9 protein-coding genes and 1 pseudogene are annotated in these 12,860 nt (G+C 57.7%); all 10 read left to right on the forward strand.

The window, feature by feature from the left end; translation table 11 throughout:
* The first annotated feature begins 110 nt into the window (after nucleotides 1-110).
* The 10 genes and pseudogenes from KP808_RS23025 to KP808_RS23070 all read left to right on the forward strand — a co-directional run bounded on the left by KP808_RS23025 (nucleotide 111) and on the right by KP808_RS23070 (nucleotide 12,849).
* Entirely contained in the window at nucleotides 111-2,891 is a 2,781-nt protein-coding gene (locus KP808_RS23025) for an LPS-assembly protein LptD (RefSeq protein ID WP_002551892.1), read from the forward strand.
* On the forward strand, nucleotides 2,872-4,194 hold the full coding sequence (locus KP808_RS23030; protein WP_058401034.1) for a peptidylprolyl isomerase: 1,323 nt from the start codon (nucleotides 2,872-2,874) through the stop codon (nucleotides 4,192-4,194). Before KP808_RS23025 ends, KP808_RS23030 begins: the two co-directional genes overlap by 20 nt.
* Nucleotides 4,191-5,180 (forward strand): 4-hydroxythreonine-4-phosphate dehydrogenase PdxA, encoded by a 990-nt coding sequence (gene pdxA, locus KP808_RS23035; protein WP_230016962.1) that lies wholly within the window; start codon nucleotides 4,191-4,193, stop codon nucleotides 5,178-5,180. The genes KP808_RS23030 and pdxA overlap by 4 nt, the downstream gene beginning before the upstream one ends.
* On the forward strand, nucleotides 5,177-5,983 hold the full coding sequence (rsmA, locus tag KP808_RS23040; protein ID WP_058400994.1) for a 16S rRNA (adenine(1518)-N(6)/adenine(1519)-N(6))-dimethyltransferase RsmA: 807 nt from the start codon (nucleotides 5,177-5,179) through the stop codon (nucleotides 5,981-5,983). Before pdxA ends, rsmA begins: the two co-directional genes overlap by 4 nt.
* Nucleotides 5,984-6,097: 114 nt before the next feature.
* The gene (gene apaG / locus KP808_RS23045) at nucleotides 6,098-6,478 is read left to right on the forward strand and encodes a Co2+/Mg2+ efflux protein ApaG (RefSeq protein WP_058401035.1); all 381 of its coding nucleotides are present in this window, start codon (nucleotides 6,098-6,100) and stop codon (nucleotides 6,476-6,478) included.
* A pseudogene (locus tag KP808_RS23050) lies at nucleotides 6,478-7,373 on the forward strand (symmetrical bis(5'-nucleosyl)-tetraphosphatase). Before apaG ends, KP808_RS23050 begins: the two are co-directional and overlap by 1 nt.
* Nucleotides 7,370-7,690, forward strand: coding sequence for a thiosulfate sulfurtransferase GlpE (gene glpE / locus KP808_RS23055; RefSeq protein ID WP_004660117.1), 321 nt, complete (start codon nucleotides 7,370-7,372; stop codon nucleotides 7,688-7,690). Before KP808_RS23050 ends, glpE begins: the two are co-directional and overlap by 4 nt.
* A 284-nt stretch (nucleotides 7,691-7,974) precedes the next feature.
* Nucleotides 7,975-9,897: a PrkA family serine protein kinase gene (locus KP808_RS23060; RefSeq protein ID WP_002551885.1), complete on the forward strand. Its 1,923-nt coding sequence runs from the start codon at nucleotides 7,975-7,977 to the stop codon at nucleotides 9,895-9,897.
* Between the two features lie 121 nt (nucleotides 9,898-10,018).
* On the forward strand, nucleotides 10,019-11,290 hold the full coding sequence (locus tag KP808_RS23065; RefSeq protein WP_002551884.1) for a YeaH/YhbH family protein: 1,272 nt from the start codon (nucleotides 10,019-10,021) through the stop codon (nucleotides 11,288-11,290).
* Nucleotides 11,287-12,849: a SpoVR family protein gene (locus tag KP808_RS23070; RefSeq protein ID WP_044321427.1), complete on the forward strand. Its 1,563-nt coding sequence runs from the start codon at nucleotides 11,287-11,289 to the stop codon at nucleotides 12,847-12,849. Before KP808_RS23065 ends, KP808_RS23070 begins: the two co-directional genes overlap by 4 nt.
* The last annotated feature ends 11 nt before the right edge of the window (nucleotides 12,850-12,860 follow it).

Genomic DNA, 12,860 nt, shown 5'->3' on the forward strand with positions numbered 1-12,860 from the left:
GCTAGCCGTCAAGCGGGTCATGCTTTATTATCCGGAATCTTTTTCAGCCCATCGAGAGGCGTGCGGCCCCCCCGCGGGCAGATGGCGCGCAGGAAGCCCGGACTAATAAGATGGCATTGAAATCCCCCGCGTTTCGTAAAAAATTTCCGTTGCTCGTAACCGGCAGTCTGCTGGCGATGCAACCTCTGGCCACTCAGTTCGTGGTCGCCGCGGAACAGTATGACTGCTCAGTCTCTGCTTCGGGTGCCTGGAACTGTGCGCCGAAATCCAATGCTGCTGCAGTGGACCTGCCTCCGCGCCCCGTGCATGACACGACGTCGGTCAGTTCCAACGGCACAGTCACCTCGCAAGGCACCTCTTCGGGTGAGCAGGTTGCAGGTACGCAACTGGTTACCGAAGCCAAGGGCAAAGGTCTGCGGTCGCGTAGTGCTGACTACAGCCACCTTGATTGGGTTCCTCGCGAAAAGCTGACCGCAGCACAACTGGCCGAGACCGGTCCGTATTGCTCGGGTGCCTACGTCGAGCCGATACGCCCAGGCATGGACGACAAGACGCCGATGAAAGACGCGCCTATGTTCGTCGGAGCCAAGGCTTCGCGTTACGAACAGGAAGCGCAGGTCGCGACGCTGGCAGGTGATGTCGTGTTGCGCCAGGGCAGCATGCAGGTACAGGCCCAGGAGGCCGCACTGCATCAGGCCGAGAACCGTGGCGAGCTGAACGGCGATGTCCGTCTGCGCGACAACGGCGCGCTGATCGTCGGTGACAAGGCCGAGCTGCAACTCGATACCGGCGAAGCCCGTGTCGACAATGCCGAGTACGTCCTGCACAAGTCGAACATTCGCGGTAACGCCCTGTACGCCAAGCGTGCAGAGAACGCGATCATCCGGCTCAAGGACGGTACCTACACCTCGTGTGAGCCGAACAGCAACGCCTGGACGCTCAAGGGCAACAACATCACGCTGAACCCGGCCACCGGCTTTGGTACAGCGACCAACGTTACCCTGCGGGTCAAGGACATACCGGTTCTGTACACGCCGTATATCTACTTCCCGATCGACGACCGTCGCCAGTCCGGCTTCCTGCCGCCGACCATTGCGGCAGGCGGCGATAACGGTTTCACGCTCGTTACTCCGTACTACTTCAACCTGGCACCGAACTACGACGCCACGTTGTACCCGCGTTACATGGCCGACCGCGGCCTGCTGATGGAAGGTGAGTTCCGCTACCTGACCAAAGGCAGCGAAGGCCAGTTTGGCGGCGCGTACCTGAACGACGAGAACGACGACCGCAAGCTGCAGTCGGACTATGACAAGACTCGCTGGATGATCAACTGGCAGCACAAGGGCGGGCTTGATACGCGCTGGCTGACCCAGGTTGATTACACCGACATCAGCGACCCGTATTACTTCCAGGATCTGGAAACCGATCAGATCGGCGTTAAACGGACTGACTTCCTCAACCAACAGGGCTCTTTGACCTACCGTGGCGACAGCTACTCGGCAGTGCTCAACGCTCAGGCTTACAAGCTGGCTACGGTTGCGAACGTTACGCCTTACAACCGCCTGCCACAGTTGACGCTCAACGGTACGTTGCCTTACAACCCGGGTGGTCTGAAGTTTGATTATCAGACTGAAGCCGTTCGCTTCGAACGTGATCTGCGCAGCGGCGCGTTCATCGATGAAGATGGCAACTCCGAGACACGCCTGGACAACAACATCACCGGCCTTGCCCGGGCAAACGGGGACCGCCTGAATCTGGCGCCGTCCGTCAGCCTGCCAATGAACTGGACCTATGGTTTCCTGACACCGAAGCTTAAGTACGTCTACACCCAGTACGCGTTGGACCTGGACAGTCAGGGCAAAAGCTCGCTTCTGGCTGGCGAGGAATACAGCAGTAGTCAAAGCCGCAGCGTGCCGATCTTCAGCGTCGACAGCGGCCTGTACTTCGACCGCAACACCAACTGGTTCGGCAAGGATTACCGTCAAACCCTGGAACCGCGCCTGTTCTATCTCTATGTACCCGAGAAAGACCAGACCGACATCCCGGTATTCGACACCAGCGAAAGCACGTTCAACTATGCCTCGCTATTCCGTGACAACCGCTTCACCGGTTCCGACCGCATCGGCGACGAGAACAAGCTGTCGCTGGGTATCACCAACCGCTGGATTGAAAGCAACGGCTTTGAACGTCAACGCTTCAGCATCGGCCAGGCGCTGTATTTCGAAGACCGCAAGGTGCAATTGCCTGGCGTAGTGTTCGCTGATCGTGATGATGCGCGCGCCAACGTTTCGCCTTACGCACTGGAATATGAATACCGCTTCAACCGCGACTGGCGCTTCAACTCCGATTTCAACTGGGATCCGGACAGCAAGAGCACCCGTTCGGGCAGCGCAATGTTCCATTACCAGCCTGAAGACAACCCGAACAAGATCGTCAACCTCGGCTATCGCTATCGCAACGACCAGATTCGTTACGACGAAAGCACTGGCCGCTGGATCGTGGGGGGTGGCGACTACGGACGTCCGGGTGATGCCAACTACGTGAAGGACTACTACAAGATCCAGCAGCACGATTTCTCGGTCATCTGGCCAATCGTGCCGCAGTGGAGCCTGATCAGCCGCTGGCAGTATGACTACAACCGTGAGCGCACCATCGAAGCTTTCGGCGGGTTCGAGTACGACAACTGCTGCTGGAAAATGCGTCTGGTCAACCGCTATTGGGTCGACTACGACGAGTTCAGTCAGGCAGCGCCTCAGAACGAGAAAGGCGACCGCGGCATATTCCTACAAATCGTGTTGAAGGGGCTCGGCGGTGTAACTGGCGCCAAGGTAGACAGCTTCCTCGACAAAGGCATTCAAGGTTATCGTGAACGTGAAGACCAAGCTTTCTGATTGTCTGCGCCCGCTGATGCTGGGCGCGTTACTCCTGAGCGGTGCAGTGCATGCTGCGGTTCAACCTCTGGACAGTGTCGTGGCTATCGTCGACAACGATGTGATCATGAAAAGCCAGATGGACCAGCGTGTACGTGAGGTTCAGCAAACCATTGCCAAGCGCGGCTCTGGTGTACCGCCTGCAGAAGCCCTGCAACCACAGGTTCTGGATCGTCTGATTCTGGAAAACCTGCAGCTGCAGATGGGCGAACGGTCCGGCATTCGTGTCTCCGACGACGAACTCAATCAGGCCATTGGCACCATTGCCCAGCGCAACAACATGAGCGTGGAGCAGTTCCGCGCCGCGCTGGCTCATGACGGTTTGTCCTATAACGATGCACGCGAGCAGGTGCGCCGTGAAATGATCATCAGCCGTGTGCGTCAGCGCCGGGTGGCCGAACGTATCCAGGTATCCCAGCAGGAAGTGAAAAACTTCCTCGCCTCCGATCAGGGCAAGGCTCAGTTGTCTGAAGAGTTCCACCTGGCCAACATCCTGATCGCCACGCCTGACAGCGCCTCTTCGGATGCCATCCAGGCTGCTGCGGTCAAAGCCAAGGGCATTTATGACCAGCTGAAGAAAGGTGCTGACTTCACCCGACTCGCAGCCACCACCTCCTCCAGCGAAAACGCACTGGAAGGCGGCGACATGGGCTGGCGCAAGGCTGCGCAACTGCCACCGCCGTTCGGTGACATGCTCAGCGCGATGCCTGTCGGCGACGTGACGCCTCCAGCGCGCACGCCAGGCGGTTTCATCATCCTCAAGTTACTGGAAAAACGTGGCGGCCAGGGGCAGGCACAAATGCGTGATGAAGTGCATGTGCGTCATATCCTGATCAAACCAAGCGAAATCCGTAACGAAGAAGAAACCAAGCGTCTTGCCGAGAAAATCTACGACCGCATCCAGAATGGCGAAGACTTCGCCGAACTGGCGAAAAGCTTTTCGGAGGATCCGGGCTCGGCACTCAATGGCGGCGATCTGAACTGGGTTGATCCGAACTCTCTGGTTCCGGAATTCCGTCAGGTCATGAACGAAACGCCACAAGGCGAATTGTCCAAACCGTTCCAGACCCAGTATGGCTGGCATGTTCTCGAAGTACTCGGTCGTCGCTCCACGGACGCTACCGACCAAGCTCGTGAACAGCAGGCGTTGAACGTACTGCGTAACCGCAAGTACGACGAAGAGCTGCAAACCTGGCTGCGTCAGATCCGTGACGAAGCCTACGTTGAGATCAAACTCCCTGGCGCGACCCAGGCTGCGCAGTGAAACCCAAGCGTTTCGCCCTGACACCCGGCGAGCCGGCCGGCATTGGTCCTGACCTTTGCCTGCTGCTCGCCACGCAGCCTCAGCCATACCCTCTGATTGCCATCACCAGCCGTGACCTGCTCCTTGAGCGGGCCGCGCAACTGGGTGTGGCGGTCAGTCTGCTTGACGTCACCCCTGATTCGCTTCCCGACCTGCCTGCGCCTGTCGGCAGCCTGTATGTCTGGGATACGCCCCTGGCAGTTGCGGTAGAAACCGGTGTGCTGAACAAGGCCAACGCAGCGTTCGTGCTGCAAACCCTGACTCGCGCTGGCCAAGGCTGTCTCGACGGGCTGTTCAGCGGGATGATTACTGCCCCGGTGCACAAAGGCGTCATCAACGACGGCGGTATCGCTTTTTCCGGACACACCGAATTTCTTGCCGAACTGACCCACACCGAACAGGTGGTGATGATGCTGGCGACCGGCGACCTGCGCGTGGCACTGGTGACCACGCACCTGCCGTTGCGCGAAGTGGCTGATGCCATAACACCGGACCGACTGGAGCGCGTGACACGCATCCTGCATGCCGATCTGGTGAACAAGTTCGGCATTGCCCACCCGCGTATTCTGGTCTGCGGCCTCAACCCTCATGCTGGCGAAAGCGGGCATCTGGGCCGAGAGGAAATCGACATCATCGAACCGACTCTGGAGCGCCTGCGCAGCGAGGGCCTGGACTTACGCGGCCCACTGCCTGCCGACACTCTGTTTACCCCCAAATATCTGGAGCACTGCGACGCAGTGCTGGCGATGTACCACGACCAAGGCTTGCCCGTGCTGAAATACAAAGGTTTCGGCGCAGCAGTCAATGTGACGCTCGGCCTGCCGATCATCCGCACTTCTGTCGATCACGGCACGGCGCTGGATCTGGCTGGCAGCGCGAACATTGATACCGGCAGCCTGCACGTTGCACTGCAAACCGCCTACCAGATGGCCGAGACCCATTCATGACCGAGCAATACCAACACCGGGCGCGCAAGCGTTTCGGGCAGAACTTCCTGCACGACGCAGGCGTTATCGACAAAATCCTGCGCGCCATTCGTGCCAAACCTGAAGACCGGCTGCTGGAAATCGGACCGGGCCAGGGCGCACTCACCGAAGGGCTGCTCAACAGCGGCGCGCAGCTGGACGTGGTCGAGCTGGACAAGGACCTGATCCCGATCCTCACCGGCCAGTTTGGCAACAAGCCGAATTTCAACCTGCATCAGGGTGATGCACTGAAGTTCGACTTCAACAGTCTGGGCGCCGAACCGCGCAGCCTGCGTGTCGTGGGCAACCTGCCGTACAACATCTCGACGCCGTTGATTTTTCATCTGTTGCAGAACGCCAGCCTGATCCGCGACATGCACTTCATGTTGCAGAAGGAAGTGGTCGAGCGCATGGCTGCAGGTCCGGGCGGCGGTGACTGGGGTCGCCTGTCGATCATGGTCCAGTACCATTGCCGCGTGGAGCATCTGTTCAACGTAGGACCGGGGGCGTTCAATCCGCCACCGAAAGTGGACTCGGCCATTGTGCGCCTCGTCCCTTATGAAACACTGCCGCACCCTGCCAAGGATCACCGTGTGCTGGAGCGCATCGTGCGTGAAGCGTTCAACCAGCGTCGCAAGACCCTGCGCAACACGCTCAAGCTGCTGTTGACCAGCGACGAGATTACCGCTTCCGGAGTAGACGGCAGCTTGCGTCCCGAGCAGCTCGATCTGGCTGCATTCGTCCGCCTGGCAGACACTCTCAGCGAAAAAGCTGTAACAGAGTGAACCCTGAGGACAAGTAAACGGCACTGCCAGTCGTCATTTCCCGCTTACTTGTCCTAGACTTGTCTACCTGCCGCACACGCCCTTTTTTTCGTTATGGATTTCAAGGCCTATTGCATGCCCGATTCTCGTTACAAGGTCGACGTCAGCGTCGTCACACGCTTTCTCTCGGAACAGTCGCAACCCGAGCAGAACCGCTTCGCTTTCGCCTACACCATCACCGTGCACAACAACGGTAAATTACCTGCCAGGCTGCTGTCGCGTCACTGGGTTATCACCGACGGCGACGGCCATGTCGAAGAGGTGCGCGGCGAGGGCGTGGTCGGTCAGCAACCGTTGATCGAGGTCGGTAAAAGCCATACCTACAGCAGCGGTACGGTAATGACCACCCGGGTAGGCAATATGCAGGGCTCTTATCAGATGCTGGCTGAAGACGGTAAACGCTTTGAGGCGGTCATAGAGCCCTTTCGTCTGGCCGTCCCGGGTTCGCTGCACTGATGGCGGTGTACGCCGTTGGTGACCTGCAAGGTTGCCTTGAACCTCTGCAATGCCTGCTTGAGCACGTCCACTTCAACCCCGAGCATGATCGACTCTGGCTGGTGGGCGACCTGGTCAACCGTGGTCCGCAATCGCTGGAAACACTTCGCTACCTGTACGGCCTCCGTGAATCGCTGGTGTGTGTGCTGGGTAATCATGACCTGCACCTGCTTGCCGTCGCCCGTAAACACGAACTGCTCAAAAAAGGCGATACGCTGCGCGAAATCCTTGAAGCGCCGGATCGTGACGAATTGCTCGGCTGGGTGCGTCGGCAAAAGCTGATGCACTACGATGCAGAACGCAACGTCGCCATGGTGCATGCCGGTATCGCGCCGCAGTGGTCGCTGAAAAAGGCCTTGAAGCACGCAGCCGAAGTCGAGCATGCACTTCAGGACGACCAGCTGTATGGCGCTTTTCTCGACGGCATGTACGGCAATGAGCCGGCCAAGTGGGACAACGACCTGCAAGGCGTCACGCGTTTGCGGGTCATTACCAACTACTTCACCCGTATGCGCTTCTGCACCAGCGACGGCAAGCTCGACCTGAAGAGCAAGGAAGGCGTTGAAACCGCCATACCTGGCTATGCGCCCTGGTTCAGCCACCCGAAACGCAAGACCCGTGAGCTGAAAATCATTTTTGGCCACTGGGCGGCGCTTGAGGGTCGCTGCAACGAGCCCGGTCTTTGCCCTCGACAGCGGATGTGTCTGGGGGCGGCTCGATGACGCTGCTCAACGTTGATACCCTTGAACGTCACCAATGCAATTGCGATGCTGTCGGCCAGGCCGCCAACGGGCTTGTTACAAGCGCACAGGCCGGCACCGCCACTAACCCCCAGGCTCAGGAGCCCAGGCAATGACCGAATTCAAACGTATTCCACCTGAACAGGCACAGGCACTGCGCGAGCAAGGTGCAGTGCTGGTCGATGTTCGTGATGCGCAGACTTTTCAAAGCAATCACATTCCTGACTCCGTGCATCTGGACAATCACTCGATTGCCGACTTCATTGCCAAGGCCGATCTGGACAAGCCGCTGGTCGTTGTCTGCTACCACGGCAACTCCAGCCAGAGCGCTGCCGCTTACCTGGTGGGCCAGGGTTTCTCCGACGTATACAGCGTGGACGGCGGCTTTGAGCTGTGGCGCGCCACTTACCCTGACGAAACCGTGCAAGGCTGATAAAAAATATTTTTATGACAGCTGATCCCGCGTTCTACGCGGGCTCGCGAGCCATCTGACGAACGGTCAGCCAGTCTTCTCGCGCATCCCTTCTTTATCTTTCCGAATCCGAACTATCCTTAGCCTAGGCCATCCGTATTCAGGGGAGAGCCGGTACACCGGCGCGTGGGTCATCGGTAGTTACTTTTAAGGTGTTCTGGGGGGAAACAGCGGCCGCATTGCGGTCGCTGCCAGCATCGACTGACGATCCGCCGCCGGCTCCACGTATCGAGCGAGGTGACGTCATGAGTATATTCAGCCACTTCCAACAACGCTTCGAAAGCACACGGCAAGAAGAGCTCTCGCTACAGGAGTATCTGGAGCTCTGCAAACAGGACCGCAGCGCCTATGCCTCTGCCGCAGAACGTCTTCTGCTGGCCATTGGCGAGCCCGAACTGGTGGATACCTCTACCAACTCCAGGCTCTCGCGAATATTCTCCAACAAGGTGATACGCCGCTATCCAGCCTTTGCCGACTTCCACGGGATGGAAGAATGCATCGACCAGATTGTTTCGTATTTCCGCCATGCCGCCCAAGGCCTGGAAGAGAAGAAGCAAATCCTTTACCTGCTCGGCCCGGTTGGCGGCGGTAAGTCGTCCCTGGCTGAAAAGCTCAAGCAACTGATCGAAAGAGTCCCGTTCTACGCCATCAAGGGCTCGCCAGTCTTCGAGTCGCCTCTGGGCCTGTTCAACGCCACTGAGGACGGCGCGATTCTGGAAGAAGACTTCGGAATTCCGCGACGCTACCTGAGCACTATCATGTCGCCTTGGGCGACCAAGCGCCTGGCCGAGTTCGGTGGCGACATCAGCCAGTTCAAGGTTGTGAAGCTCTACCCTTCGATTCTCAACCAGATCGCCGTAGCGAAAACCGAGCCCGGCGACGAAAACAACCAGGATATTTCCGCGCTGGTCGGCAAGGTCGATATTCGCAAACTGGAAGAATTCCCACAGAACGACGCCGACGCGTACAGCTACTCGGGCGCACTGTGCCGGGCCAATCAGGGCCTGATGGAATTCGTCGAGATGTTCAAGGCACCGATCAAGGTCCTTCACCCGTTGCTGACCGCGACCCAGGAAGGTAACTACAACAGTACCGAGGGACTGGGTGCCATCCCGTTCACCGGTATTCTGCTGGCGCACTCCAACGAATCGGAATGGCACAGCTTCCGCAACAACAAGAACAACGAAGCCTTCATCGACCGTATCTACATCGTGAAGGTGCCGTACTGCCTGCGTGTCAGCGACGAGATCAAGATTTACGACAAACTGCTTTTCAACAGCTCGCTGTCCAAAGCGCATTGCGCACCTGACACCTTGAAGATGCTCGCACAATTCACCACGCTGTCGCGCCTCAAAGAGCCGGACAACTCCAACATCTACTCCAAGATGCGCGTGTATGACGGCGAGAACCTGAAAGATACCGACCCCAAAGCCAAGTCGATCCAGGAATACCGCGACAGTGCGGGCGTCGACGAAGGCATGAACGGTCTCTCTACCCGCTTCGCGTTCAAGATTCTGTCCAAGGTCTTCAACTTCGATCCACACGAAATTGCTGCCAACCCGGTGCACCTGCTGTACGTGCTGGAACAGCAGATCGAACAGGAGCAATTTCCGGCCGAAACGCGTGAACGCTACCTGCGTTTCATCAAGGAATACCTGGCACCCCGCTACATCGAGTTCATCGGCAAGGAAATCCAGACGGCGTACCTGGAATCCTACAGCGAGTACGGTCAGAACATTTTCGACCGCTACGTGCTGTATGCAGACTTCTGGATTCAGGATCAGGAATACCGCGATCCGGAAACCGGCGAGATTCTCAATCGCGTGGCCTTGAACGAGGAGCTGGAAAAGATCGAGAAACCGGCCGGCATCAGCAACCCGAAAGACTTCCGCAACGAAATCGTCAACTTCGTGCTGCGTGCCCGCGCCAACAACAACGGCAAGAACCCGACCTGGCTCAGCTACGAGAAGCTGCGCGTGGTGATCGAGAAGAAAATGTTCTCCAACACCGAGGACCTACTGCCCGTCATCAGCTTCAATGCCAAGGCCAGCAAGGAGGATCAGCAGAAGCACAACGACTTCGTCACACGAATGGTCGAGAGGGGCTACACGGACAAGCAGGTACGTCTGCTTTCCGAATGGTATCTGCGCGTGCGGAAATCGCAATAAAGCAGCTGCAAGCTTCAAGCTATCAGCTGCAGGCGAAAAGCGATCGAGGCCCGGCTCCGGGATCGATGGCGCGCTCGCTTGCAGCTTGAAGCTTACAACTTGAAGCTCCCCGGAGGAGCCTATGAGCTATGTGATCGACCGACGTCTCAACGGCAAGAACAAGAGCACGGTAAACCGGCAGCGGTTTCTGCGGCGTTACCGTGACCACATTAAAAAGGCAGTGGAGGAAGCGGTCAGCCGGCGCTCCATTACTGACATGGAACACGGCGAGCAGATCAGTATTCCCGGACGCGATATTGACGAGCCGGTCCTGCACCACGGTCGTGGCGGCAAGCAGACCGTTGTTCATCCTGGCAACAAGGAGTTCACCACAGGTGAGCACATCGCCCGCCCTCAAGGCGGTGGTGGCGGCAAAGGGCCTGGCAAGGCAGGCAACTCCGGCGAAGGCATGGATGAGTTCTCGTTTCAGATTACTCAGGAAGAGTTTCTCGAGTTCATGTTCGAAGACCTGGAGCTGCCGAACCTGGTCAAGCGTAACCTGACCGGTACCGACACCTTCAAGACCGTGCGCGCGGGGATCAGCAACGAGGGCAACCCTTCACGCATCAACATCATCCGCACCCTGCGCTCGGCGCATGCGCGACGCATTGCGCTGTCCGGCAGCAGCCGGGCAAAACTCAAAGAGGCAACTGTCGAGCTTGAGCGTATGAAGCGCGAAGAGCCCGACAACTTCGGCGATATTCAGGAACTGGAAGTAGAAATTGATCGACTGAAAGCACGTATTCGTCGCGTACCGTACCTCGACACGTTCGACCTCAAGTACAACCTGCTGGTCAAACAACCCAACCCCAGCTCCAAAGCGGTCATGTTTTGCCTGATGGACGTCTCCGGCTCCATGACCCAGGCGACCAAAGACATCGCCAAGCGCTTCTTCATCCTGCTGTACCTGTTTCTCAAGCGTAATTACGACAAGATCGACGTTGTGTTCATTCGTCACCACACCAGCGCCCGTGAAGTGGACGAAGAAGAGTTTTTCTATTCTCGGGAAACCGGCGGCACCATCGTTTCCAGCGCATTGAAACTGATGCAGGAGATCATGGCCGAACGCTACCCAAGCAGCGACTGGAATATTTACGCGGCACAGGCCTCGGATGGAGACAACTGGAACGACGATTCGCCCATTTGCCGGGAAATCCTGACCAAACAGATCATGCCCTTCGTGCAGTACTACACGTACGTGGAAATCACGCCGCGTGAGCACCAGGCCTTGTGGTACGAATACGAGCGTATCGGTGAAGACTACGCCGACACGTTCGCCCAGCAGCAGCTGGTCTCTGCCGGTGATATCTATCCGGTATTCCGCGAACTCTTCCAGCGAAGGTTAGTGTCATGACCGCCAGAGAGCAGAAGCGCCAACCCCTTTCCACGGGGTCAGAGTGGACATTTGAACTGATCCGGGCCTACGACCGTGAGATCGGCAGAATTGCCGAGCGGTATGCTCTGGACACCTATCCCAACCAGATTGAGGTGATTACTGCCGAACAGATGATGGATGCCTACGCCTCGGTGGGCATGCCCTTGGGCTACCATCACTGGTCCTACGGCAAGCACTTCCTCAGCACTGAAAAATCCTATTCGCGTGGCCAGATGGGGCTGGCGTACGAGATTGTGATCAACTCGGACCCGTGCATTGCCTACCTGATGGAAGAAAACACCATCTGCATGCAGGCACTGGTCGTTGCGCACGCCTGCTATGGCCACAACAGCTTCTTCAAGGGCAATTACCTGTTCCGCACCTGGACCGACGCCAGCTCAATCATTGATTACCTGGTGTTCGCCAAGCAGTACATCATGCAATGCGAGGAGCGGCATGGCATCGACGCCGTGGAAGATTTACTCGACTCGTGCCACGCGTTGATGAACTACGGCGTGGACCGCTACAAGCGTCCGTATCCGATTTCTGCCGAAGAGGAACGGCGGCGTCAGAAGGATCGGGAAGAACATCTTCAGCGCCAGATCAACGATCTTTGGCGCACTATTCCGAAGAACGCCGAAAAAGGCAGCAAAGAGGACAACGCACGCTTTCCTGCCGAGCCGCAGGAAAACATTCTCTATTTCATCGAGAAACACGCGCCGCTGCTGGAGCCCTGGCAGCGCGAAGTGGTGCGTATCGTGCGCAAGATCGCGCAGTATTTTTATCCACAGCGCCAGACCCAGGTGATGAACGAAGGCTGGGCAACGTTCTGGCATTACACGTTGATGAACGACCTGTACGACGAAGGTTTGGTCACCGACGGCTTCATGATGGAGTTTCTGCAGTCGCACACCAGCGTGATTTTCCAGCCCGGTTTTGACAGCCCCTACTACAGCGGCATCAATCCCTACGCGCTGGGCTTTGCCATGTATCAGGACATACGCCGGATGTGCGAAAACCCTACCGATGAGGACCGGCAGTGGTTTCCGGAAATTGCCGGCACCGACTGGCTGACGGCGATCAAGTTTGCGATGACCAGCTTCAAGGACGAGAGCTTCATTCTCCAATACCTGTCGCCCAAGGTGATTCGCGACCTCAAGCTGTTCAGCATCATGGACGACGACCAGCAGGAAGACCTGCTGGTGCCTGCCATTCATGATGAAAACGGTTACCGGACCATTCGCGAGATTCTCGCTGCGCAATACAACCTGGGCAATCGGGAGCCCAACGTGCAGATCTACAGCATCGACCGCCGAGGCGATCGCTCGCTGACCCTGCGCCACCAACAGCACAATCGAAAACCGCTGGGCGATTCGACTGACGAGGTGCTCAAGCACCTGCACCGGCTATGGGGCTTTGATATCCATCTGGAAACCCTGCAGGGCGATCAAGTGGTCAAGACTCATCACGTACCTCCAAAAGGCGAGCATGCCGACAGTGAGTATCCCCGGCTTGATATGGCGGTCGTCCATCTTTAGGCGTTAGGGAA

The organism is Pseudomonas savastanoi, assembly GCF_020917325.1.
In the GTDB taxonomy this organism is placed as follows: Bacteria; Pseudomonadota; Gammaproteobacteria; order Pseudomonadales; family Pseudomonadaceae; genus Aquipseudomonas; species Aquipseudomonas amygdali.